The 23,259-nt window shown below is 51.5% G+C and carries 21 protein-coding genes; 9 read left to right on the top strand and 12 right to left on the bottom strand.

Features of this window, described 5'->3' with window-relative positions:
- Nucleotides 1–597 precede the first annotated feature (597 nt).
- Complete coding sequence (locus HJG54_RS18250) at nt 598–1,926, top strand: bluetail domain-containing putative surface protein (protein WP_316430477.1); 1,329 nt, start codon at nt 598–600, stop codon at nt 1,924–1,926.
- An 18-nt stretch (nt 1,927–1,944) separates the two neighbouring features.
- On the opposite strand, the gene HJG54_RS18255 is transcribed toward HJG54_RS18250, so the two are convergent.
- Together HJG54_RS18255 and ctpA are read right to left on the bottom strand one after the other, a co-directional pair.
- Nucleotides 1,945–3,183 (bottom strand): HD domain-containing protein, encoded by a 1,239-nt coding sequence (locus HJG54_RS18255; protein ID WP_316430478.1) that lies wholly within the window; start codon nt 3,181–3,183, stop codon nt 1,945–1,947.
- Between the two features lie 27 nt (nt 3,184–3,210).
- A complete protein-coding gene (gene ctpA, locus HJG54_RS18260; protein WP_316430479.1) occupies nt 3,211–4,461 on the bottom strand; it encodes a carboxyl-terminal processing protease CtpA in 1,251 nt (416 codons plus the stop codon).
- A 238-nt stretch (nt 4,462–4,699) separates the two neighbouring features.
- On the opposite strand from ctpA, the gene petB reads away from it, so the two are divergent.
- Together petB and petD are read left to right on the top strand one after the other, a co-directional pair.
- The gene (petB, locus tag HJG54_RS18265; protein WP_035997257.1) at nt 4,700–5,368 is read left to right on the top strand and encodes a cytochrome b6; all 669 of its coding nucleotides are present in this window, start codon (nt 4,700–4,702) and stop codon (nt 5,366–5,368) included.
- Between the two features lie 156 nt (nt 5,369–5,524).
- Nucleotides 5,525–6,007, top strand: coding sequence for a cytochrome b6-f complex subunit IV (gene petD, locus HJG54_RS18270; RefSeq protein ID WP_035997261.1), 483 nt, complete (start codon nt 5,525–5,527; stop codon nt 6,005–6,007).
- Between the two features lie 444 nt (nt 6,008–6,451).
- Here petD and HJG54_RS18275 read toward each other — a convergent pair whose 3' ends face one another.
- From HJG54_RS18275 to HJG54_RS18290, 4 genes are all read right to left on the bottom strand, one after another.
- Nucleotides 6,452–7,072, bottom strand: coding sequence for a serine O-acetyltransferase (locus HJG54_RS18275; protein ID WP_316430480.1), 621 nt, complete (start codon nt 7,070–7,072; stop codon nt 6,452–6,454).
- On the bottom strand, nt 7,069–8,061 hold the full coding sequence (locus tag HJG54_RS18280) for a glycosyltransferase family 2 protein (protein WP_316430481.1): 993 nt from the start codon (nt 8,059–8,061) through the stop codon (nt 7,069–7,071). The genes HJG54_RS18275 and HJG54_RS18280 overlap by 4 nt, the downstream gene beginning before the upstream one ends.
- Nucleotides 8,062–8,391: 330 nt before the next feature.
- Nucleotides 8,392–8,835: a Holliday junction resolvase RuvX gene (gene ruvX / locus HJG54_RS18285; RefSeq protein WP_316430482.1), complete on the bottom strand. Its 444-nt coding sequence runs from the start codon at nt 8,833–8,835 to the stop codon at nt 8,392–8,394.
- 169 nt (nt 8,836–9,004) lie between these two features.
- A complete protein-coding gene (locus HJG54_RS18290; protein ID WP_035997270.1) occupies nt 9,005–10,381 on the bottom strand; it encodes a DUF3084 domain-containing protein in 1,377 nt (458 codons plus the stop codon).
- A gap of 370 nt (nt 10,382–10,751) precedes the next feature.
- On the opposite strand from HJG54_RS18290, the gene HJG54_RS18295 reads away from it, so the two are divergent.
- Together HJG54_RS18295 and HJG54_RS18300 are read left to right on the top strand one after the other, a co-directional pair.
- On the top strand, nt 10,752–12,077 hold the full coding sequence (locus HJG54_RS18295; RefSeq protein ID WP_316430484.1) for a lipid-A-disaccharide synthase-related protein: 1,326 nt from the start codon (nt 10,752–10,754) through the stop codon (nt 12,075–12,077).
- A gap of 199 nt (nt 12,078–12,276) precedes the next feature.
- Nucleotides 12,277–13,224, top strand: coding sequence for a pentapeptide repeat-containing protein (locus HJG54_RS18300; protein ID WP_316430486.1), 948 nt, complete (start codon nt 12,277–12,279; stop codon nt 13,222–13,224).
- A gap of 18 nt (nt 13,225–13,242) precedes the next feature.
- On the opposite strand, the gene HJG54_RS18305 is transcribed toward HJG54_RS18300, so the two are convergent.
- Nucleotides 13,243–13,989, bottom strand: a complete 747-nt coding sequence (locus HJG54_RS18305; RefSeq protein ID WP_316430488.1) for a 2-phosphosulfolactate phosphatase family protein — start codon at nt 13,987–13,989, stop codon at nt 13,243–13,245.
- A gap of 196 nt (nt 13,990–14,185) precedes the next feature.
- A complete protein-coding gene (locus tag HJG54_RS18310; protein WP_316430489.1) occupies nt 14,186–16,204 on the bottom strand; it encodes an amylo-alpha-1,6-glucosidase in 2,019 nt (672 codons plus the stop codon).
- 118 nt (nt 16,205–16,322) lie between these two features.
- Here HJG54_RS18310 and HJG54_RS18315 point away from each other — a divergent pair, with 118 nt between their 5' ends.
- A complete protein-coding gene (locus tag HJG54_RS18315; RefSeq protein WP_316430491.1) occupies nt 16,323–17,129 on the top strand; it encodes a pantothenate kinase in 807 nt (268 codons plus the stop codon).
- A gap of 339 nt (nt 17,130–17,468) precedes the next feature.
- Here the strand turns inward: HJG54_RS18315 and HJG54_RS18320 are convergent, their stop codons facing one another.
- Nucleotides 17,469–17,666, bottom strand: a complete 198-nt coding sequence (locus HJG54_RS18320; RefSeq protein ID WP_316430492.1) for a hypothetical protein — start codon at nt 17,664–17,666, stop codon at nt 17,469–17,471.
- A gap of 422 nt (nt 17,667–18,088) precedes the next feature.
- Between HJG54_RS18320 and HJG54_RS18325 the strand changes: the two genes are divergently transcribed.
- Genes HJG54_RS18325 through HJG54_RS18335 form a run of 3 tightly spaced genes read left to right on the top strand, consistent with a single transcriptional unit; the run spans nt 18,089 to nt 19,585 of the window.
- A complete protein-coding gene (locus tag HJG54_RS18325) occupies nt 18,089–18,673 on the top strand; it encodes a hypothetical protein (RefSeq protein ID WP_316430494.1) in 585 nt (194 codons plus the stop codon).
- Nucleotides 18,674–18,691: 18 nt separating this feature from the next.
- A complete protein-coding gene (locus HJG54_RS18330) occupies nt 18,692–19,099 on the top strand; it encodes a hypothetical protein (protein ID WP_316430496.1) in 408 nt (135 codons plus the stop codon).
- Between the two features lie 36 nt (nt 19,100–19,135).
- On the top strand, nt 19,136–19,585 hold the full coding sequence (locus tag HJG54_RS18335; protein ID WP_316430498.1) for an HNH endonuclease: 450 nt from the start codon (nt 19,136–19,138) through the stop codon (nt 19,583–19,585).
- Between the two features lie 32 nt (nt 19,586–19,617).
- On the opposite strand, the gene HJG54_RS18340 is transcribed toward HJG54_RS18335, so the two are convergent.
- The 3 genes from HJG54_RS18340 to HJG54_RS18350 form a co-directional block, all read right to left on the bottom strand.
- Complete coding sequence (locus HJG54_RS18340) at nt 19,618–20,646, bottom strand: long-chain acyl-[acyl-carrier-protein] reductase (protein WP_316430499.1); 1,029 nt, start codon at nt 20,644–20,646, stop codon at nt 19,618–19,620.
- Between the two features lie 225 nt (nt 20,647–20,871).
- A complete protein-coding gene (locus tag HJG54_RS18345; RefSeq protein ID WP_316430500.1) occupies nt 20,872–22,659 on the bottom strand; it encodes an ABC transporter ATP-binding protein in 1,788 nt (595 codons plus the stop codon).
- 27 nt (nt 22,660–22,686) lie between these two features.
- Nucleotides 22,687–23,076, bottom strand: coding sequence for a hypothetical protein (locus tag HJG54_RS18350; protein WP_316430502.1), 390 nt, complete (start codon nt 23,074–23,076; stop codon nt 22,687–22,689).
- Nucleotides 23,077–23,259: the final 183 nt, after the last annotated feature.

The raw sequence follows: 23,259 nt of genomic DNA on the forward strand, positions 1-23,259 counted from the left end.
TCCGTTGATGATGTATTCTTAGTATATTCATTCAAATCGTTCACAGTAATCTTCAAAAGACTTAGATTTTGTCTTTACTGATAAGTCAGTCAACCAAATTAAACGGTAGATATTGGCATTGGTAGAGTCACTTAGCCTAGGACAAATTCCTATTGCAGCCCGGGATGGAGGACGGCCACGGGATCCCTAGAACTACCTAGAAGCTACATCCGTTTATATTTAAAAAACTTTATACAGGGTTTATTGAAGCAGTTCCTCAGTGAAACTTCGGTGAACTTACACTAAAATCGCAGCATTTCTACCATCTTCTATCCGAAACTCTAGGGAGAAGTTCACCCCCAGTAAAAGCTCAATTTCATACTAAATGAGCTGTTTTGTTATGGATTGCTGAACTTAGCTGTCCAGCCGCTGAGTTGCTGCAATTCTGTTGCTCATTCGAGTAATGCAATCCCCCTAGCGAGCATTTAGCAGTCCTTCATGCCGGAGCCAAGCGCTCTAAATTGATCAACTTTGATACTACAACCTGGCTGAGTAGCGCTGGTTCGCCAACGCTATTTTCACCTTCCAAGCTTGTCCACAGATTCGTACATACAGACTATGGCACAAACCGATATTGTGAAATTGACGGATGCTCAGCCTTTCCAGACGGCATATCTTCCGTTTAACACGATTGTTCCTTCTGCTAACGGACTTTCCATCACCTTTGATTTCTACTCCTACGGTGGCGACGGAGCTGATGGCATCAGTTTTTTCATTGTTGATGGTAGTCAGCCGATTAGAGCAGCAGGTGGTTTTGGTGGATCTCTGGGCTACGCCCCCTACAACGACGGTGCCAGGAGTCAACCGGGTATTGCCGGTGGCTACCTAGGAATTGGCTTCGACGAATTTGGCAGCTTTTCCAACGATTTGGAAGGACGGAATGGTGGTCCTAACAGTGTGCCGGACGCGGTTGTAGTTAGAGGCAGTGCAGCAACTAACTATGTCTATCTGGACGGCAAGACATTACCCAACGGCTTCAGTTTGGATGTACCGGGAGCTGGAGTAACCCGCGAACAGGCCAGACGCACTGCCAAGGTTGACCTCAGCCCTACCGGGGTTTTGTCGGTCAAACTGGACCTAAACGCAAACGGCAACTTTACCGATCCTGGTGAGGAGTTGATTAACCTGGATGCAGTGCAGCGGGGCAATGGTCCCCTACCCTCCACCCTCACTTTTGGTTTTGGGGCTTCTACTGGAGCACTAACCAACATCCACGAAGTTGGTAATTTTAGGATCAAAACGTTTGCTGGCGCAGATATTGCTGGTAACTTTGTCCCCAATCTAGTGTTCGAGGACAATGGCGGCAACAACACTGATCAAAGCGGCGGTGCTGGAGACGATATCATCAGCACTGGCGATGGTAATGACCGGATTACCGGCCAGGCTGGCAACGATATTTTGGTAGGCGGCAACGGAAAAGATACCCTCTCTGGTGGAGCAGGTGGCGATCGCTTCTATTTCCGAGGTGCAAGTCAACGAGCAGCTTTAAGACAATCCACCCTGCGCGTAATGGATAAAATTACCGATTTCGCCTTTAATGCCAACCCTGCTGAGCGCGATCTGTTTGGCCTAGATTTTGATAACAATCTAGCCACCATCGAAAAACCCAGAGGGCTGTTTAATGCCGGTAGAGAAACAGGTGGGCTAGCGAAAGCAGTGCAATCCGCCTTTGCCGATAAGAATCAGAAAAGGCGCGGGAATCAGGCTCTCAGAGCCAACGAAGCCGTATTTTTCCGCTTGGGCAGACGCACCTTTTTGGCTGTGAATGATAACAAAGCTCCCTTCTCCAGAACCAATGACCTACTGGTTGAAGTAACCGGAATTCAGTTTAAACCAGGTGATGCTGGACGGGGTGCGCTCAAAGTAGCGGATTATTTTGTAGTTTGAGCCGCAAGCAGGTAGCGATTATTCGAGCTGCACCTGACGCGGGTAGATTAGCCAACTGCGCTGCCATGGCTGGGTTAGGTTTTTCACAAGCGGTGAAAGTTCACTCATTTCACTTAACCCAGCCTCAGTTTGGATTTTAATGCCTTGGTGATAAAGGGTATAACCACAACTTTGGGCTGTACAGAGTCCAGCATAGTAGTGTGGCTCTAGGCCTTGCTGAGCTAACTGCTGATGCGCTTTTTGCAAAAGGGCATGCTGCTGTTCCAATGCCATTTCTGTGACATCCAGGGTCTTGAACAGATCCCGATCGACAAAGCGGCGGCACAGATCCGCTAGAATCGAGTCGGAATGGTGCTGCCAGCGCTGGAGATGGTAGATAAATACCCCATCGTCAGCACTGAGGTAATCATGCAGCTTGAGTTGGTGACAATCCTGCGTCAGCCAAGCTGTGACCGTATCATCAGCCCATAAATTTCCTGCTGCAAATAGCTCTCTGGCTCGCTGCAAAGCGTGCGATAAAACCCAGGTGGCGGCAATATTTTTGGGATGGTTGTAAACCTGGGCATACATGAAATACCGCACAATCAAATAGTGCTCAATGGAAGTCATCCCCTTACGGATGACGACCAGTTGCTCTGTCGTCGGGTCAAATTCCATCGCCATCAGGATCCGATCGAGGTCAAGCTTGCCGTAGGACGCACCGGTAAAGTAGCTGTCTCGCATCAAATAGTCCAGTCGGTCACAATCCAACTGGCTCGAAACCAACTGCCACACACAGGACACTGGATGCCGTTTCTGATAAACTTGTTCGATTTGGGGCAGCAAATCTGGCTCAAATTGATCGAGTAAACAGCGCAACGGCGATTCTTGCAGAATGCGGATAGTCCAGGTTTCGTGCTGACAGCCAAAAATTTCTTCACAAGTGTGGCTAAACGGTCCATGGCCAATGTCATGCAATAAGGCAGCACAGAGCACCGTAGCTCGATAGGGCTGAAGTTGGGAATAGCGATTGGCCAATCGATCGAAGGCGCGACGAGCCACTGCCATCACGCCAAGCGAATGGGTAAACCGCGACGCTTCCGCTCCATGAAAGGTAAGGCTAGCCGGTCCAAGTTGACGAATCCGCCGCAGCCGTTGGAAGGCAGGTGTGTCGATCAAATGAATCAACAGGGCTTCGACTGGATCGCCCAAGTCTAGCGAAATAGCGCCCTGCAGCGGGTCATGATAGGTTCGTCCCCGTCGTGAAGTCAAAGTCATTGCAGGATTGAAATTGAGGCAACGCCCCTAGCTAGCTCCAGCAGCCAATACCGAGTCTTGAGACAACAGTTCAATGGCAACCTGGTACTGCTGATCGGCGTCGGTGGCGATTTGCTCGCGGGTAATGGGCGGCTCCAGCGACACGACTACATCGGGTGAAATGCCCAGGCGATTGATATCGTGATGGCTCGGCGTCTCGTACTTGGCGATGGTTACGGCCAGCCCCGATCCATCTGCTAAGTTGAACAGGGATTGGATAAGTCCTTTACCAAAGGTGCGCTCTCCCACCAGCTTGGCCCGACCGTTATCTTGCAGTGCTCCGGCTAGAATTTCACTGGCACTTGCTGTCCCCTGATTCACTAGCACAATCAGCGGGTCCTGCGTCAGGGCTTGACCGTTGGCGACAAAGCTATCCTGAATGCCGTTGCGGTTCACAGTGTAGACAATCGTGCCTTCATCCAGCCAAAGGCGGGCCACTTCAATACCAGCCTGCAACAAACCACCTGGATTACTGCGCAAATCGAGAATGTAGGCATCTACATTTTCAGCCTCCATGCGCTTGATCGCATTGGCAACTTCCAAGGCGGCATTGGCATTAAACTGACTGAGGCGGATATAGCCAATTGGTTTACCGTCAGGCTGAGGGCGCAGTTCAGCGTAAACCGGATTAAGAGTAATGCGGTTACGCACAATTTGCACATCCCGTGCTTTCGTTAGGTCCTCATTTTCTTGAGCCACCGTCAATGTCACTGGGCTACCGATTGGTCCGCGCATTCGTTCTGCTGCTTCGTCTAGGCTCAGCGTTGAAGTGGGGACACCGTTGATCTTAAGAATGCGATCGCGGGGTTTGATGCCAGCTTGCTCTGCCGGAGACCCCTCAATCGGAGCGATCACGCGCAGTTCGCCGGAAGGACCGTCTTGAGTGATTTGCAACCCAACGCCCAGCAATTCGCCAGAGGTATTGGTCTGCAAACTGCGATACTGATCTGGCCGCATGAAGCGGGTAAAGGGGTCGTCCAGCGTCGCCAGCATTTTCTGAATCGCCGTATAGGTCTGTTCACGGTCCGTCAGGGGTTGCTGTAGCGCCTTTTGCCGCACTAACCACCAGTTTTGATGATTAAATGTGTCGTCTACATAGGCTCGATCGACAATGCGCCACACTTCGCTGAGTAACCGCTGCTCTTCGGTAAACGCGGTTGCACTGGGAGTTAGAGTACTTAGCATCAAGACGATCGGCAAGACAATCAGAAGGCCGATCTGGAAAATTCGTTTCGCCATGAAACAGATTTTAAACTTGTCTAACAGCTTCTGGCTAGCAAAAAGTCCAATTTGCCTACTAGGGCGGCCCATATAGGGACCTTGGGCTGGATTGCTCAGACCACCATGAGTGAACCTAAGCCTTGGTCAGAAACAATTCGCCTCAAACCTTGACGAGACAACCGTTCCCCCACTGCAAATAAGCTGAGAGCTATGTTACATTTATTGACAGTAATAAACACTCCCGGAACTGTTGTTCATGTTTACTAAACAGGTAACTGACTCAAAAGCTTATCAGTGGTTTCAGGAGCGGTTAGAGATTCAAGCCATTGCTGACGATATCAGCAGCAAGTACGTTCCGCCCCATGTCAATATCTTCTACTGCCTTGGAGGCATCACTCTAACCTGCTTTTTGATCCAGTTTGCCACTGGATTCGCAATGACCTTCTATTACAAACCGACTGTAGCTGAGGCTTTCAGCTCAGTGCAGTATCTAATGAATGAGGTAAATTTTGGCTGGTTGATTCGCTCGATTCACCGTTGGTCGGCCAGCATGATGGTGTTGATGATGATTCTGCATGTCTTCCGGGTTTATCTGACGGGCGGATTTAAGAAGCCCCGTGAGTTAACCTGGGTGACGGGTGTGATTCTAGCGGTGATTACCGTTTCCTTCGGTGTAACCGGCTACTCCCTGCCTTGGGACCAAGTGGGATACTGGGCGGTGAAAATCGTTTCTGGTGTACCTGAAGCTATCCCGATTGTGGGTTCTCAAATGGTGGAATTGCTGCGCGGTGGTGAAAGCGTTGGGCAAGCTACCTTGACTCGCTTCTACAGCCTGCACACCTTCGTTCTGCCCTGGGCCATCGCAGTGTTTATGCTGCTGCACTTCTTGATGATCCGGAAGCAAGGTATTTCTGGTCCCCTGTAAGTCTCACCCTAAGGTAATTCCTGCTGTAAGAAAGTGGTGGGAATGTCAGATTTTGAGGCACGCAATTGCTTAGATTGCCATTAAACTAGCTTCTATATCCGCACCTGACATTTCCGATCTGCATGTTTTGACTCTATCCAAGGAGAGCACTCCGTCATGGCAACAGTTAAGAAGCCGGATCTTGCTGATCCAGTTTTACGCGAAAAGCTCAAGAAAGGCATGGGACACAACTACTACGGTGAACCAGCCTGGCCTAATGATCTTCTCTATATTTTCCCGGTTGTAATTCTGGGTACCATTGCCTGCTGCGTTGGCTTGGCCGTCCTCGACCCAGCCATGGTAGGCGAACCGGGTAACCCCTTTGCCACTCCCCTGGAAATTTTGCCTGAGTGGTACCTCTATCCCGCTTTCCAGATTCTGCGGATTGTGCCTAACAAGCTGCTAGGAGTTGCGTTGCAGACAGCAATTCCCCTGGGCTTGATGTTAGTCCCCTTCATCGAGAGCGTTAACAAGTTCCAGAATCCTTTCCGCCGCCCCGTTGCGATGGCATTCTTCCTGTTCGGAACGGCTGTTACCCTCTGGTTGGGAATTGGCGCTACTTTCCCGATTGACAAGTCTCTGACCTTGGGCTTGTTCTAATCTCTAGGGCATTCTGGGGCCGACTTATGGCACCTGCAATCGATTTTTGTGGCTGAGCTACAAGGATTGGTTGCAGGTGTTGTATTTTAAACGGCGGTAGACACTCCAGTGAAGTGAGAGATGAAGCAAGGGCATTATGCGCTCTATACAGCGTTTTTCACCCATGTGAGGTATAGGGGGGTGTGCAGGCTTCGCCCCCACACAGGGGCACTGCCCCTGCACCCCGTTTTTCGTACTTCACTAGCCTGAAAAAGGCTGTAAGACTTAAAAACACTAAAAATACGATCATTAAGAACCACAGGACACAGCCTGCATCTCAACACAATGCACCCCATGGTAGGAAAGCAGCAGACAGACTAAGAGATGCTATCGAGCAATTTACCCATAGCATCTCTTATCCCAGTTCTGTTGGTTCTATTCATTCTGTAGCTATTCATTCTGTAGCTAGCTCTGTGCTGGCTTGGCTTGAAGAAGTTTTGCTGGAATGCCCACCGCCGTTTGTCCATTCGGTACGTCTGACAGCACTACGGCATTTGCGCCAATGCTAGCATCATCGCCAATTGTCACATCTCCTAAAATTTTTGCCCCTGCTCCCACATTAACCCGTGCTCCGAGCTTGGGAGCCTCATCAGGACGGTCGAGGTAGCGATTGCCCAGGGTAACTCCCTGGCGAATAATGCAATCATCGCCAATCACGCTGAAACCATGGATGATAATACCGTTTTGGTGCTCGATCACGACTCGTCGCCCCAGCTTGACGGTGTAGGGGAGATCAATCCCATAGCCATTGCGGATTTTGCGGTATAGCGAGCGGTATAGAAGACTGAATGGCGCTCTTAGCAGTTTTGGTTTAATCTGCATCCGCCATACGCCAAACCGGTAAACAGCTACAGCCCGAAACCCTGGCTTAGTCCAGTCACGCCCGTGGGCCTGCCAATCCTCTCGGATCTGCTGCCATAGAGACAAAGGAGCTGCAGTTGCGGCATCATTGGCTGGGTTAGTGGCCGCGTTGTCCGCAGAGATCACCGGTTGGGATTGGTTAACAGCGGTTTTCAAAATACTCAAATTTCTGCCCCCTTGAATAGAACGCTGTTGAGCAAGAAGTCGCTGAGCAAATTGGGCGGATCGGTATCCGGTTTGCCCTGTACTGCACGGCGCAAGCGCCAAAGTGCATAACCCGATGCCCACGCTGCCTCAGTTAAGACGGCATACCACCAGCCGTAGTTTTTGACAAAAAAGCGACGACGCGAATCAAACCAGTAGGTTGGGCGGCGTTTGGGTTGACGTTTTGTATCAGTTACACCGGAACTCTGGCCCACGAAGTGCACCACCCGACTTTCGGGAACATACCAACAGGGCCAGCCAGCTCGATGCGCCGCTAAACAAAAATCGACTTCTTCAAAATAGAGGAAATATTTTTCATCCATCAAACCAACGGTTTCAAACACTTGCCGCCGCACCATCATGCTCGCTCCGGCAACCCAATCGGTTTGGCAGGCCACATCAGACACTGGAGGTGCGACCGCCCAGGTTGCCAGGAGTTGGGAAACAATGCCTAACCGCAAGCCGCCGTCCAGCTCACTAAAAATAGACGGAAAGCGAAACGCGGAGCGCTGCGGTGTGCCATCCAGATCTTCTAGACGGCTGCCAGCAATCCCCACATCGGGATGGGTGTCCATAAAATCCACTAACGCCTTCAGTGCGCCTGGACGCACCACTGTGTCAGGGTTGAGCAACAGAATGTATTCTGGCGGGTGAGGCGTATCGAGGGCAGCCCGAATCGCCGCATTGTTGCCAAAGGCGTAGCCGCCATTTTTCTCTTGGGGCATAAACGTAACCCAGTCGCCCCAACCTGATTGAGCAATGGCACTAGAAATTTTTTCAACCGAGCCGTCTCCAGAGGCATTGTCAACCACCGTAACGTGAGTGCCGGGCAGTGCCTTCACTTCGTCTACCAGGGAATGTAAGCAATCTACAGTTAAGTCGGGTGTACGGTAGTTAAGGACAACAAGATGCAGGCGATGCAGTGTCTCTAGCTGGCTTGAATCAGACATAGCAGTAGTTTTTGTGTTTCTCGAGGCTAGTTTCTCAAGGCTAGGTGAGCATAGAAACTCACAGACGAGTAGTCTAAGTTTAAGTTGCTCAAAAAGGCGTAAACACTTTTACCCTCAGCATAAGCCTAGCCAAGTTTGCAGGCAAACTATGTAAATCTACGGCCAGTTCGACAAGGGTTTCTACAAAGATTTTAAAAAGCTACCCACCTAGCGATCCGGTGGAAGAAATCACGCAATTTAGCTAACCCAAATTGCATACATCTGATCCTCAAAACTGCCAGTACGTGCTTATGCTAGGGCATGATTAGAGTGCGATCGGCCCTTCAGCCATCAACTCAAACGATTCGTCAGTTGTTCTAGATAACGTTCAATCAGTAGAATAGCCACAATGTCATCAATTGGGCGGGGAGGCGTGCGCATTCCCTGAGGTAACAAGCGGGACAGACCACGGGGAGGGTACATTTGCCAGTAGCGTTCACGAGCTTCTAGGCTGGTGTAGCGTTCGTCTACAAGCACAACTCGAGGCGGATCGGCAGTTTCAGCGAGGCGTTGTTTCCACTCATTGGCGCTAGTTTGGTTGCCCATCACGATCATGGAAATAGGAAACTGTTGGCGCAGTTCTGCAATAGTTGCAATAGCCGCTTCGGCAGGAATCACCTGATGATAGTAGAGGCTGCGGTCAAGGCCCACCACAGCTAAACCACACTTCTGACGACCAGGATCAAAGCCTAAGACGACTGGCTGATCGGGGGAGTCAAAGGAGGATGTTGCCATGGACGTAAGCAAAGTGAGTGGACGGCTGATGCTGCGCTTGCCCTAGACTTTAGAGCATGGCGAGAAGCCTGTCTAGTGTCTTTTGATGTCTTTTGCTCCAATTTAAAACGTTGGCTAGCGGCAAGTTGGCAAGGGTAAGCGATAAACAGAAACTGCAGAGTAAGAGCGATCAAGAGGTACTAAACAGCACCTGGCCGTCTCGCACAGCGATTAGTTCTAGCTGGGCACCCGCAGTGTAGGCATCTTCGGCAGCCACGACCTGAATTTCTAGCGGCAGCGTGCTTTGCTGCACTTGCTCAATAAAGCTCATGACCGTCTCACGGCGGTTATCGGCAATTCGGACTGTATCATCCAAAATTCCAGCTTGGCGAGAACGAAACTGAGCCGCCGCAATTAGCAGAAAAATGCGTTCGGCCACAACCTGGCTGTTCATGGCAGTGGGATTGACCGTGGTGGTGGCAATCACCTCTCCTTGCTGAAACACCACCTGGTTAGGAACGGCGGTAGCAATGACATCAATGCAGGCTTCTCCAGCCAAAACGCAAGGTTCACCCACTACATAATTGCCAGCAGAAATCACGCGCACCACATAATCCTCCCCACTGGCAATCTGATTAGCCAGCTGCTCAACTTGCGCATTAGTAATTCGAATCACCTGATTATCGACTTTGGTCGTACCAGGTTGAATGATTTGAGCAACCAGTTGATTGGCGCGTTGCAATAGCTGATCTACTGCCTTGGGAGCCGCACTAGGCACATCTACCCGCACCACTCCCCAGGCTAAGGTTTGGTTGCGAAACAGGGTAACATTGCCACGGCGCAGATCTTCGTACTCGCGCTCCAGCGTATCTTTTTGTTGGGCCAGAAACGCGATTTGGCTTTCTAGATCTTTGAGTTTCGTTTCTCGACTGGCAATTGCCTGATCGCGCTGAGCAATTTCCTGATCGCGTTGAGCAATTTGTTCGCGCACAGCATCGCGTTGGCGGATTAGCTCTTGCCGGTCGGTTTGAAGCTGCTCAATTTCTGCCTGTAATGTCGCGGCCTGTTGGGAAACGGTGCTGAGCAACTGCTGCGCTTGCTGAAATTTAGTCTGACTTTCGTTCAAGCGCTGCTGGGTGCTTTTGAGCTGGGCTTGGGTTTGCACCTGTTGCTCAACTGCCTGCTGCAGCGAGCGGTTAATCTGTTCTAGCTGACGCTGAGCAGTATTCTGCTGCCGACGAGCGTTTTTTAACCGCGTTTCGATGCGCTCCTTCTCAGACTGAGCTTCTTTTAGTTCTTCGCGGGTTTCTTTTAGGTCGTCTTGGATATTCTCTAGCTCAAACACACCGGTCCGGAGTTGGTCGCTGACTGCAAATAGCAGCGAAAAGGTAGATGCAGAAATAATCACACCCGTCAAAATTGTGATCAGGGTAGCGGTTCTGCGGGGACGCAGATTAAACAGGGTGAGGCGGGCTTTACCAACGCGTGTACCCAGGCGATCACCCACCGTAGCAATCACCCCACCTAAGACCAACACCGCTGCAATCAAGACCAACCCAGTGGTCATCGTTTCTCTAGAAAAGTTCAGATCCAGCCTACTGTATTCTGAACAAGGGATGCCGGGACAACCTAGTTTGTTTCAGAATTTTCTACAAGAGGGTTGTGGCTCAATTCCTGAAGCTCAGAATTTCACCCATTTTTCATTAAACTAACGCATTTAGCCGGTGGATTCCTCTAAACCAGCAGAAGATTTGTGCCTGATCTCCCTTTCCACCTTTCACTAGCTGCCTGTGGCTGCCTGAAACTCGATTGACTGAACGCCCAAACAGTTGTCAAGGCCTGTAAGCAGTTGATGACATTGCTTGGGAAACAGGTCTGAAGCTATTTCACGTGACCAAGCGGGTTGAGTCAGTGCCCCTAACCTTGTAGGCTGACCAATGGTCAAGTTTCTACCACCCCTTCAACTCACCAGTGCTATGCAGCTACTTTGCCTCAGTAACGGTCATGGAGAAGATTTGATTGCGCTACGAATTTTGCAAGCCTTACAGCGCCGCTCTAAACAGCTCCAGCTGGCAGCCCTACCGATTGTCGGACAAGGAGAATTCTATCGTGCTCACGGGATTCCGATTGTGGGTGCGGTGCAGTCGATGCCTTCTGGAGGCTTTATCTATATGGACGGTCGTCAGCTGGCTCGCGATTTGCAAGGCGGATTGATACAGCTGACTCTGGCTCAACTCAAAACCGTGCGGCAATGGGCGCAGCAGGGCGGTGTCGTGCTGGCCGTCGGCGATATCGTTCCGCTACTGTTTGCCTGGTGGAGTGGAGCAGCCTATGGATTTGTGGGTACGGCCAAGTCGGAGTATTACCTAAGGGATGAGCAAGGCTGGCTACCTAGACAATCCTGGTTTGAGCGGCTAGAGCGCTGGTCTGGCTCGGTGTTTCTGCCCTGGGAGCGCTGGTTGATGGCCCATCCTCGTTGCAAGGCAGTTTTTCCACGAGATCGGCTCACCAGAAGCGTGCTGCAAAAATGGGGCATTCCAGCCTTTGATCTGGGAAATCCTATGATGGATGGCTTGGAACCAACCGGCATGAAGTGGGCAATGGCGGCAGATGGTCCAGATGATCCAGATGGTCTAGAACAGTGCCGTCTTACCTTCGTGCTGCTGCCCGGCTCCAGACCTCCAGAGGCCTATGAAAATTGGCAAATTCTCTTACAGGCCGTATCGGCACTAGTGATGGCCTGGGGCAATCAGCGGCCATTGTTATTTCTGGCTGCCGTTGCTCCCCAGCTTGACCCGGTGCCACTACAAAGAACGTTGGAAGCTTATGGCTGGCGATTGTCTGGCTCGGTGGATAATCCCTCTGACCGCTCTGGCTCCCAGCTTGTGTTTAGCCAGTACCGCACCAGCCTGATCCTCACTAGCGCATTCAACGACTGCTTGCATCAGGCTGATTTTGCCTTAGCTATGGCAGGCACAGCGACTGAACAGTTTGTTGGCCTGGGTAAACCAGCGATTATCTTTCCGGGCAAGGGGCCACAGTTCACCCCCAAGTTTGCCGAAGCTCAGACTCGCCTGCTGGGGCCAAGTGTGACGCTCGTTGAACAACCCAGCCGCATAGTCAGTGTGGTGCAATCCCTATTGCAGGATCCCGATCGGCTCCAGTTGATCCAAGCCAATGGAGCGCGGCGGATGGGCGTCTCTGGGGCAGCTGACCGGATCGCGGCTTGCTTGGTGCAGCAGTTGAAGATGAAGCAGGGATGAAGTATAGATCGATAAGAAAGATTGAGAAATAAAGATTTGGTCTAAAGGACTGCCTAAGCTTGACATAACAAATATCCCTAGCCATTGTCGCCGTTTGATCAATCTTCTCAAGGTGCCTACCAAATCGTTTTGCGTTCTGTAAACATCCTGAAATCATCTGTAGTCGTCATTAAATTGAGCTCATAAGTAGGTAGGTAGTGTGAATAAGCAAGAGCTGTTGAATCTGTACCACCAGGGTGAAAGAAACTTCCGAAAACAAGACCTCAGAGGACAATCTTTCGTTGGCCAAGACCTTTCCGGAGCTGATTTCAGCGGTTCTGATATCCGTGGGACAGACTTCAGTCAGGCCGTTCTGCGGGGGGCAAACTTTACGAATGTACAAGCCGGGTTGCAGCAAAGCGAAGCGATTTTACTGCTCGTGTTTTTGGTGCTAGTTGCTGTGCTGCTGGGTGCAGTAGCGGGCTTTGTCGGAACTCTGCTTAACCTGGAACTGCGCGCCTTTACCAACTCATTTCAAGAGGTAACCGCAGGTTGGGCCATGGTGATGCTGTTGCTGGCTTTTGCCTTCATTTCTGTTTTAGAAGGAATCACAACTGGATTTAGCGTTTTTGCACTGGCCTTCATGGTGACAGTCGGGATTGCCGCCATTGGGCCAATTTTGTCTACGCTGATTAACCCCCTTTCGATTGCCGTTTCTTCCGCCATTGCCCAAGCGCTGACGATTGTTTGTGCCGTATCGGGAGCTACTGTAATGGCAACCATCGCAGCACTTGCAGCCTTCCGGACCTTCAATCTCCAAGCTGGGCTTGGGGTTGCGGGTGCTTACCTGTTGACGTTTGGCTATATAGTAGCTGCAACCGACATTGTGACATCAATCGTTCCAGTGGTGCCGGCCGTGATGGCATTGAGCATCTATCTGGGCTGGCGTGCTCTGCAGGGCGATCCCAAGCAAGTAGTGATTCGGCGGTTGGCAACGACCCTGACCGCACGTTGGGGCACCAGCTTTCGTCAGGCAGACCTCACCAAAGCCAACTTTTCCCACGCTCAGCTTAACCACACCAACTTTGACGATGCCAACCTGACTCGCGTGTGCTGGACAGGAAGCCATCCAGAAGCCGTGGAACTGACCGGATTCTACAATTCTTAGCGCTCTTAAAGAGCCTGCTCATTCTGCCTTGACGAGCACACCAGGCTCTTTCTGAATTGGCAGCACATTCAAACTATCGGTTTGGGCACAGTACTTGAGATCATCATGGCAGTCCAGACGCAGCAACCGCTGCCCGTGGCTCGCATGATGCATCAAGCCCAGTAGGTTGTTTTGCCACTGGGTATACAACGCAACTGCACCAAACACTTCATCGTTGCCGGCCAAGGCTTCGAGGGGATGACCATCGCCTGCCAATCGTGCCGCAAGCTGATGCACAATCGCGCCAGCACAAACCGTATCTTCCAGCGAAAAATTGCCTTCCCAGCCCGACCCCACAATCCAAACCGTAGCCGGACGGTAACGCAACAAGTAGTTCACCACAGCAGAGCGGTTGATCAACGCCGCCGTCAATACTGTTTCAGCTGCCTGAATTCGTTCTAAGCAGCGGGTTCCATTAGTGGTGCTAATAAATAATCGTCGCCCTTCCACTACGTCAGGAGTACAGTCTAGCGGCGAATTTCCCAAGTCGCAGCCCGGCACTTTTGCACCTCCTCGCTCCCCGGCCCGCAGCCGCTTATCGGGCGACCATTGCTCGCTGGTCTGCATCAATTGTTCAATACTGCTGAATACCTGTACCGCTTCGGCGTTAGCTGCAAGAGCTGTGGCGATTGTGGACGTGGCTCGCAGCACATCAACGGCAATCGCACAATCCGGCAGCGACTCGGCGGGAGTCAGTTCAGGCGTATGAAAGGTAAATAATTTCACAAGTGGCAAGGGTGACAAAAGGACGAGGTTAGATAGCAAGGATGCTCAGGCATAGCAAAAGCCAGCTCTCCGCCAATCAGGGGAGATGCCTGCAATGCAACCGAGTCAAGTTTATTCTATCGGCTAATGACCGCTAATTTAGGTAATAATATCGCCGGCCGGGGTAGAGTTTCCTCTATGAAAACATTCAAAAAACTTAACACTCCGTTGTATCCCAGGCGCGTAAAACTTCTGCAACGGTCCAGGCTTGGGCAATGCAGCCCCTAGGGGTTATGGGTGGGTCGCCGTCAAAAATTTCGCTCAAGGTTCCCAAACCGTGGGTGAAGATGTGATCGGCCATTGGCTCTAGGAACTGTCGGGCTTGAACCGGGTTGCCATAGACCCGCAAATGCGCCAGCACAAATGGTCCCATCAACCACCCCCAGACAGTGCCCTGATGGTAAGCGCCATCGCGCCGAAGCGGATCGCCCCCATAGTGTCCGTGATAGTCGGGGTGATCGGAAGCCAGGGAACGCAGTCCGTAAGATGTTAAGAGAGCACGGCTACAGGCATCGACCACTCCTCGCTGTTGCACTGCCGTTAGCGGACTGTTGGGCAACGACACGGCAAAAATTTGGTTAGGCCGCAGAGAAGCATCGTCTCCATCTAGGGTGTCAAGTACGTCATAGCAATAGCCCAAATCAGCATTCCAAAACCGAACAAAGCGAGCCAGTGTGCGGTCAGCAATCGCTTCGTACTCTTGATGGGGCTTGCCCAACAGACGCGCAAATTTGGCCATCGTGCGCAGAGCGTTATACCAGAGGGCATTGACTTCGATGGGCTTGCCAGTGCGTGGCGTTACTACCCAGTCGCCTACTTTAGCATCCATCCAGGTGAGCTGAAGACCGGGACCGCCCGCATACAGCAGACCATCGGCTGGGTCAAGGTGGATGTTGTAGCGGGTGCCGCGACAGTGCCAGTCGATAATCTCAGCCAGAATCGGAAACAGTTCCGCCAGCAGGTCATCATCTTGCGTGGCTTTGTAATATTGCTGAATGGCCTCAAAGTACCAGAGTGTGGCGTCAACGGTGTTGTACTCCGGTTCTTCGCCAGCATCGGGAAAGCGATTCGGCAGCATACCCTGACTGACATATTGGGCAAAGGTGCGCAAAATCAGGCGAGCAATTTCCGAGCGTCCGGTGGTCAAGGTTAAACCAGGCAGACTGATCATCGTGTCGCGTCCCCAGTCGCTAAACCAGGGATAGCCGGCCAGGATAGTTTTACCGTTTAATCCTTCGGTTTCTGACTCACTTACCGCTCCACTCACCGATGCGGGCACCGTGCGGTCTACAATGAACTGATCCGCCGCCAACACCAACTGATGCAGCCAGCTAGACGGCTCTTTGGCCCCAATTGGACGGCTGGTGCGCCACAGGTTGAGCAATTTCTGTTCTCGGCTTTGCTGCTGCTTCAGGGCTTGGATGCCGTTGAGTTCTGGCTCAGGTGCGGTGCTGGCAACAATGGTGAGCGATTCGCCCGGATTCAGCGCCAGGTGAAAGGTAGCGGCATGCAGGTGGTCTTCGCGGTCGTTTAACCCCCGGTAGCGTTCGGTGGCCAAATCAAAGTTGTAGTACCAATCGTGCAGAGTCAAAACTTCCGCCTGACTACTAAGCAAATACAGCGGCACGGCTTCCGCAAAGGCCGTGACCTGCACTCCCTGACTGACGCGCTCGACGGCCATCTGCCAACCCCAACTGCGAATGCACCCATGATGATCGCGGTAGTTAACCAGGGATTTGACAAACAGCGCCATTGGCTGACTGGCCCGCAGCAACTCGTACTGTATATAAGTGGTGTTGGCTCCCGGCTGCATCCAGATTCGTTTTTGCAGCAGCGCATCGGCACAGGCATACCGCCAGGTAGGGACAGTTCCTTCGAGGGCAAAATGCTCGATATAGCGATAGCCTTGGGGGTCTACGCTGCCATCAGCCCAGCGATCCGTACTAAGGCTATAAACCTGCTGGTCATAGTGGACAATTTCTTCTAGCTTGGTCAGCATCAGGGTTCGCCCCAGAGGAGGCTGGAGGGCCGCAACCAGCAGTCCGTGATACCGCCGGGTTAAAACGCCCGCTACAGTACCGCAAGCATAGCCACCCATTCCATTTGTCACCAGCCATTCTCGCGATGCCGCAATGTCGAGATTGCCGCAAATTTCCCGTCCAAATCCAATGCCCATGAAAAAAGGAGACGCCTTTATGAATAAGCAGCGACTTGCTATTTATAGAGTATGGAGGGTGAACTGGCTAGAAATTCTGAGACTATGCTTAAGAATTTGATCGCAATACCTGAGCGTCATGGCTAATTCTGGCTGGCTGGCGCTGATGATTGGCAACTCAAGGTTGCACTGGGCTTGGTTCAGGGGCATAACGTTGCAGCAAGCCTGGGATACGCCTCATTTTTCATCTGAGCTAATCGCTGATTTAACCCAGCATCAGTTTGATTTTGCCGCCTGTGCGGAACGCCTAACGGCAGAATTGCCGACTGTACCGAACGTCTTGCCCTACATCCCAGCCTCACAACCGCTCTGGCTAGCTTCGGCGATTCCAGCTCAAGTGCCCCTCTGGCAGGCGTATCCTCAGACTCAAGTCATCACGCTAGCTGCAATTCCCATCACAGGACTATATGCCACATTGGGGATTGACCGTGCTCTAGCGCTACTGGGAGCGGCAACGGTTCATGGTCTGCCCAGTTTGGTGATCGATGCGGGAACAGGACTGACGTTTACAGGAGCCAATGCAGAAGCACGGCTAGTCGGCGGCGCGATCTTGCCCGGACTGCGGCTACAATTGCGTTCCTTGGCTGAACATACTGCCGCGTTGCCCCATCTCTCGAATCGTCAAGTTTCCTTACCTCAGCGTTGGTCTACCAATACTGATGATGCCATCTGGAGTGGGGTGCTCTATTCGCTGCTAGCAGGGATTCGCGATTTTGTCACCGCATGGCAACAGCAGTTTTCTAGGGGAGCAATTCTGCTCACAGGTGGCGATGCTTCGTTGCTAATCGATCTGCTGCGGCAGCAGGCTCCTGATTTGGCGGCTCAAATTAAGGTTGATCCGAATTTAATTTTTTGGGGCATCAGACAGGTAGCGACTCAGCTTTAGGAGATTGCAAATCAAGATCATTCATTGCATCATTAGCCCACTCGCACGTGAACGGTGGGCTAACGGCGGAAGTCCGCTAACAACACAGCCCAGGGATGAATTTCTAATCTATTGAGCTTTAATCTGAGATTTGTGCCAAACAGATATGATCAGCGCAGAGGCTCTGCAACTGAAGGCTATGACAAACTCGCCATGAAGCTGAATTCAGCGCTGCTGCACGCTGGGCCATTCGTACAAATTTTGAGTTTGTGATTGGGTGAGTATATGCAATCGAATTGCAACTCGATGCAACAGCTATGTAAGCCAGTGCAACCGAATTGCAATCCAACCCAGGCAACGCTAGCAGACCAGCACCGTCATCACCTTACCCGGAACCGGAGCCGGAATCAGCGGCGTAAAGCGAGCGCGATCGGGCACCAACCGCCTGACATGAAATTCGTTCATTTTGTGAATCACCTGGTCGCGGCTGCCAATAATCCAAATCTGAACTGCATCCTCAGGCGAAGAAGGCAGCAGTTCGTTGAACTCTGTCGTCATAGAATTTGCCTCGTGATAGAAGAAAAGCCCAAGGCGAGGTGGTCCCTAACCACTTGTTTTGCATCAGCGAGGCGATTGATAATCAATACAGCCTGGCCTCCTGCCTATTTCAGGAAGTTAGGTTAGCTGGTTAGGCAGTGTGGCTGCACTCCTAATCAGCGCTCCGTGCCTTGAGCCTGTTTGGAACTACCGGAAATCTCCGGCAAAAATCAGCATAAAGGAAACATCCAGCTAGCACAAGCGTAGGCGGGGATTTGTCAATAATTGTTGATTTGGCGGTGTTTGTTCAGGAGCCAGGAGTCAGGAGTCAGAAGAATGTTACTGGCCGCATCGCTGGGCTTGAAGCAATTTTGTTAGTTTGCAGTGGGAAACATAGCAACTGAAAGGCAACTTTCTACAGATGAATTGTTGGAGATGACTGAATGGTGTCCAAGAATGAATTGCAAGATATTCTGAGGAAAAGATATGGCATCAATAAAAATGTTAGCCGACCATTAAGTGAGGCAGAATGCGAACGATTATTAGATTTGCTTGAGCGTGAGCCAAGCGCACTTAAGTTAGTCGAATCTTTTTCTCGCAAAAATGCTGAATTAGGGCGCAATAATGCTGCTCTGGGTAGAAGACGCAGCCAGGCAGAAAGGAAATTGGAAACTCTTAGTTCTGAATATGCAGAATTAGAAGCATCAATCCAGGCTTTAGAAGCCTCGAAAGTCAGTTTGGAAAAGCACAAGAAACAGTTAGAACAAGAAAAGCAGCAATTAGAAACTGAAGTCAAAGTTTTATCTTCTCAAACCATCGAATTGAGCGATAAGGTGGAATCTCTAACCACGGAGAATACAACTCTTGTGGAAGCGAATGACCAGCTTAAGCGAGATAACAAGGCGCTCAAGAATATAGTAGACGCCATCAAGCTGAAGCTGGCTAGAGACACAAATGAATTGCTGAAGTACGAAGATAGCGAAATTCGGAAAGCCCTGATTCGTCTATTTAAATGGACACTCGGTTGAAAATAGGAAGAGAGTTGCATGGGCAGCAAGCAAAGAACTTATAACGGCATGAGTTACCGTGATGTACAGCGGGCAAACTCAGAAAATCGGCTTCAGCTTAAACTAGCCGATCAGCAGTGGTTGAAACAGAACAACTACCGCAATGTAGGTTGGGACAATGTGATTCGGCTATATGAAACAATTAATGATTTTCTAGAAAAATATCGATTTGAAGAGTTACCTCTAGAAGAACTATTCTTAGAAGCGGATCGGATTGGCAATAAATATCTGTCGCCTGAAGAAATAGAAGATTCCCACCAGAAACTCGCCAAGGAAGTCAATCAGATCTGCGAGCAAATCGATCAACAGTTTCCTGATACAGAAGTTGAAATCATTGACTTCAGTAAACCGGCTAAACCTTCATCTCGAAAGCCACGCAAACGATGAAGATTAAATCCTTTAGATTATATTCCCCAGTCACGTATGAACTTAGATGATAAGAGCCTGCAAGAGTTATTTCACCTTGCCAATCGATTTGGCAATAGACATTACCATCGCCTCACGCCTCAAGATTTTGAAGACTACCGCAAGTTTGATTACTGGCGCTATGTCAATGGCGATAGCGAATGTGAAACGACTCAAGAGAGCAAGAATTGGGTCAGGGACCATTCAGATTGGCATTGCCCGATTTGTGGCGAACGCTTCTCTAACCAGGGCGGTCGCACTATCGATCACAAATTGCCTCGTGCCCAGTATCCTTGGTTGTCACTGGACTTCAGAAACCTGTGGGTGATTTGCCGACCCTGTAACCAAGAAAAGGCCGACATGCACTGGTATGAGTACGAGCACTACATGCTGACCCACCATCCAGACCGCTATCCAGCTGTGAAAAACGCTCGCCCCGCGCAACTTTTGAAGATGCTGCGACAGTAGATTTAGCTGGCGTCAGATTTTTTCCGCGCCGCTCAACTGCTTGGGATCAGCAGTGGCCGAAACCCATGCTTCACCGACACCTGACCGATCAAATCCATTTTCTCTAGGGTGATCTGGTTGCGGCCCCAGGAGAAGTTGGTGTAGAGCTTCTCAAACTCTAGCAGCATCGATTCGGCAAAGCAGGCAAACAACTGACGCGCCGGGACATCCATATTAACGATGCTCATAATCCGCCAGTCGATGTCGAGCGAATGCTCCACGATGCCACCGTTCAGCACATGCACACCCGGATGCTTGATCGTGTTGCCCAGGTTTTTGGGATAGCCGCCGTCGATTAGCAAGCAGGGCTGCTTCAGGGTAGTGGGATCGATCTCGACGCCCTTGGGCATACTGGCAACCCAAACAATAATGTCAGCTTGGGGCAGCGCTTCTTCCAGACTCATAATTTTGCCACGGCCCAATTCCTCTTGCAGAGCCTGGAGGCGCTCTTGGTTACGGGCGATCAGCAGCAGCTCGGCTACATCGGTGCGGGCATCCAGCCAGCGGCAGACGGCACTACCAATATCTCCAGTTGCGCCACAGACGGCTACCGTTGCCTGCGACAGATCAATCCCAACCTGCTTCGATGCCTGCTCGACCTGACGGCAAATAATGTAGGCGGTATGGGTGTTCCCGGTTGTAAACCGCTCAAACTCCAGTTTGACGTTGCGCACCTGCCGGATTTGCTGGAGGTTAAAATTCTCGAAAATAATCGAAGAAAAACCGCCGAGGGCGGTGATGTTAATGCCGTGCTTCTGGGCATGGGCCATGGCGTTGATGATTTTGCGGGTTGCGGCCTTGATGCGTCGCGTCGCCAACATTTCTGGCAAAAAGCAAGACTCGACATAGCGCCCTTCGATTTTCTGCCCCGTTACGCTTGTAACCGTGATGGTGTCCACAATTTGGGGCGGGGCACTACACCAAAAATCTAATCCTTGATCGGCGTATTCGGGATAACCCAGCTCTCGCGCCACCGATTGGGCATGTTCCAAACTCGTAAGATGACCGATTAAACCAAACATGGAACGCTCTGTACCAGCCTGCTAATTCAAGTGAAAACTATGCAATTGATTCTGAGCCTGTGCAACCGTCCAGATGTATAGCCTCCAATAGGTATACCGATGGACAGAACGCACCCTCACCCACAGCATCCGACTGCTGTATGGCTGAAATCGGGCCGAGGCAGGGCAAGCATCAAATCCTCTTAAGAATACTACACATAGTTCATGGTTCAAAATCAAACCGGATCAATTTGAAATCGGGGTTTTTAACCGGGATAGCAGCGGAGCCGCCTCCAGCAGCGTTTTTGTATAAGGATGCTGCGGATTACTAAACACGCTTGCCATGGTGCCCAGCTCCACAATTTTGCCGGCATTCATTACCGCAATCCGGTCGCACAAAAAGCGGGCCACCCAGAGGTCATGGGTAATAAACAGGTAGGTGAGGTCAAACTCGCGCTTCAGCTCTAGCATTAACTCCAGTACCTGGGCCTGCACGCTGGCATCGAGCATACTCACCGGCTCATCACAGATTAGCAGTTTGGGGCGCGTAATCAGGGCGCGGGCAATCGCCACTCGCTGCTGCTGGCCACCGGATAGATCCTTGGGATAGCGGTCGTAGTAGTCGGAGGCGGGAGTGAGGCCGACCCGTTCTAGCATTTGGATCACCTGTTGTCTGGCGGTTGGAGCATCCGCGAGGCGATGGATCAACAGCGGATCGGCGATGCTTTCACCTACGGTCATCAGGGGATTCAAACAGGCGTGGGGATCTTGAAACACCATCTGCATTTGGCGACGCTGTTGTCGCAATTCCTGACCAGAGGCTTGGGTGAGATTCTGACCCAGAAATTCAACCCTGCCTGCGGTCGGACGAATCAGATGCAGGATCGTCCGCGACAGGGTGCTTTTGCCACAGCCGGACTCGCCCACTAGCCCCAAGATTTCACCCGGATATAGCTCCAGCGTCACGCCATCCACAGCCCGAATCGTGCGGTCTTCCGAGGCGGACAGCAGACGAGCCACAAAGTTTTGTTCGAGGGTATAGTGCTGCTGGAGGTTTTCTAGGCGGAGGAGGGGGGAAGAGTTTTGAGTGCTGAGTTTTGAGTGCTGAGTTTTGAGTGCTGAGTTTGGGTCGCGTCGCGTCTCCGAAGGAGAAATTTCGTAGTTTGCTTCTTCGAAGCGGGGTTCTGAGTCTTCTGTTCGTTCAGCTTGGAGACTGGTTAAGCCTTGGCTGCCGGATTGAATGTGGAGGGCGGCTTTGAGCAGGGATTGGGTGTAGGGGTGCTGGGGGTGGGTGAGGACTGAGAGGGCGGGGCCGGTTTCGACGACTTTGCCTTGATACATGACGGCAATGCGGTCGCAGTATTCGCCGACCATGGCTAGGTCGTGGGAGATCAGCATCAGGGCCATTTGGCGTTCTTCGCAGAGGCGGGTCAGTTCGCGCAGGATTTGGGCCGAGACGGTGACATCTAAGCTGGTGGTGGGTTCGTCGGCCACGATTAGTTTGGGATTAAGCATTAGGGCCAGCGCAATTGCCACCCGTTGCCGCATACCGCCGCTAAATTCATGGGGGTACTGGTTCCAGCGATTGGCTGGGATTTTGACCGCCTCCAGGGTGGCCAGCGCCTTTTCTTTGGCCGCCTGCTTTGAGAGGTTGGACTGGTGATATCGCAGGGTTTCCACACAATGCTCACCAATCGTCATCAGCGGATTTAGGCGGGTCATCGGGTCTTGGAAGATCAGGGCAATCGCCTCGCCGCGAAACTGGCGTAATCGCTCTGGCGCAAAGTCAAACACCGACTCACCGTTGAATCGCACCTGTCCTTCGATCCGCGTCTCCGACGGCAATAACCGCATCGCTGCTCGCCCTAGGGTAGACTTGCCACAGCCCGACTCGCCCACTAACCCCAACCGCTCTCCCGGCTGAAGCATCAACGAAACATCATCAACAGCCCAAGCAACTTCAGTTCCGTTGGCTTGACGGGCATTGGGATAGGCGACTCGCAGGTTTTCGATTTGAAACAAGGCTGGGGTCATAGAGGGAGCAGGAAGGAGCGGCAGGGATCAGTTCAGAGGCAGATCTAACCAATCAGAGAGGTGGGCACGCAGGGCTTGGCTGAATTCGCCCCGCTGTTCAAACCGTTCGGTGCGGACGGGCTTGCGTTCGGCGTCGAGGGTCCAGCCGTAGTCGCTGCTGAGGCGGAGTTTGTCTTGCCAATCGGCCACTGAAACCACCAACTGGGGCGCAGGGCTGTTGTCATAATCCTGCACCAGAAAGACATAGTTGAATGTATTTTGCTTAGCGGCGGCCACCGTGGACGGCTGACCAAATTTTTCTTGCAGCCGGGAGCGCACCTGCTCGACTAGTTCTGGGCTGCCGAATTCTTCAAGCGTCCTGACAGCCAAGGTGAGGGCAAAATAAAACTCTTCAACTGGGACAAACTCTAATTGCATAAATACGGCATCAACTCTGTGGCCTGTACCGGAACAGATTTGGTTGTAATGATTGGTCTAGATGAGTGTATCACTGACCGAGAGCTGAGAGATGAACCGAGAGCTGTTCAGCCGTTTTTGATGTTGTTATTTGCCAGCCCTTCTGGGATTACTGAAAACAGTTGACTGCGCCTGATCTAGGCA

This window comes from Leptolyngbya sp. NK1-12 (assembly GCF_032598965.1).
GTDB lineage: Bacteria > Cyanobacteriota > Cyanobacteriia > Elainellales > Elainellaceae > Elainella.

What these genes read in the sequence shown, in the direction of transcription:
- ruvX (WP_316430482.1), bottom strand. Translation starts at nt 8,835, where the DNA reads ATGGCAACATCCTCCTTTGACTCCCCCGATCAGCCAGTCGTCTTAGGC.
- petD (WP_035997261.1), top strand. Translation starts at nt 5,525, where the DNA reads ATGGCAACAGTTAAGAAGCCGGATCTTGCTGATCCAGTTTTACGCGAA.
- HJG54_RS18310 (WP_316430489.1), bottom strand. Translation starts at nt 16,204, where the DNA reads ATGGGCATTGGATTTGGACGGGAAATTTGCGGCAATCTCGACATTGCG.
- HJG54_RS18330 (WP_316430496.1), top strand. Translation starts at nt 18,692, where the DNA reads ATGGGCAGCAAGCAAAGAACTTATAACGGCATGAGTTACCGTGATGTA.
- HJG54_RS18315 (WP_316430491.1), top strand. Translation starts at nt 16,323, where the DNA reads ATGGCTAATTCTGGCTGGCTGGCGCTGATGATTGGCAACTCAAGGTTG.
- HJG54_RS18345 (WP_316430500.1), bottom strand. Translation starts at nt 22,659, where the DNA reads ATGACCCCAGCCTTGTTTCAAATCGAAAACCTGCGAGTCGCCTATCCC.
- HJG54_RS18295 (WP_316430484.1), top strand. Translation starts at nt 10,752, where the DNA reads ATGGTCAAGTTTCTACCACCCCTTCAACTCACCAGTGCTATGCAGCTA.
- HJG54_RS18320 (WP_316430492.1), bottom strand. Translation starts at nt 17,666, where the DNA reads ATGACGACAGAGTTCAACGAACTGCTGCCTTCTTCGCCTGAGGATGCA.
- HJG54_RS18280 (WP_316430481.1), bottom strand. Translation starts at nt 8,061, where the DNA reads ATGTCTGATTCAAGCCAGCTAGAGACACTGCATCGCCTGCATCTTGTT.
- HJG54_RS18250 (WP_316430477.1), top strand. Translation starts at nt 598, where the DNA reads ATGGCACAAACCGATATTGTGAAATTGACGGATGCTCAGCCTTTCCAG.
- HJG54_RS18290 (WP_035997270.1), bottom strand. Translation starts at nt 10,381, where the DNA reads ATGACCACTGGGTTGGTCTTGATTGCAGCGGTGTTGGTCTTAGGTGGG.
- HJG54_RS18350 (WP_316430502.1), bottom strand. Translation starts at nt 23,076, where the DNA reads ATGCAATTAGAGTTTGTCCCAGTTGAAGAGTTTTATTTTGCCCTCACC.
- HJG54_RS18340 (WP_316430499.1), bottom strand. Translation starts at nt 20,646, where the DNA reads ATGTTTGGTTTAATCGGTCATCTTACGAGTTTGGAACATGCCCAATCG.
- HJG54_RS18335 (WP_316430498.1), top strand. Translation starts at nt 19,136, where the DNA reads ATGAACTTAGATGATAAGAGCCTGCAAGAGTTATTTCACCTTGCCAAT.
- petB (WP_035997257.1), top strand. Translation starts at nt 4,700, where the DNA reads ATGTTTACTAAACAGGTAACTGACTCAAAAGCTTATCAGTGGTTTCAG.
- HJG54_RS18255 (WP_316430478.1), bottom strand. Translation starts at nt 3,183, where the DNA reads ATGACTTTGACTTCACGACGGGGACGAACCTATCATGACCCGCTGCAG.
- HJG54_RS18325 (WP_316430494.1), top strand. Translation starts at nt 18,089, where the DNA reads ATGGTGTCCAAGAATGAATTGCAAGATATTCTGAGGAAAAGATATGGC.
- ctpA (WP_316430479.1), bottom strand. Translation starts at nt 4,461, where the DNA reads ATGGCGAAACGAATTTTCCAGATCGGCCTTCTGATTGTCTTGCCGATC.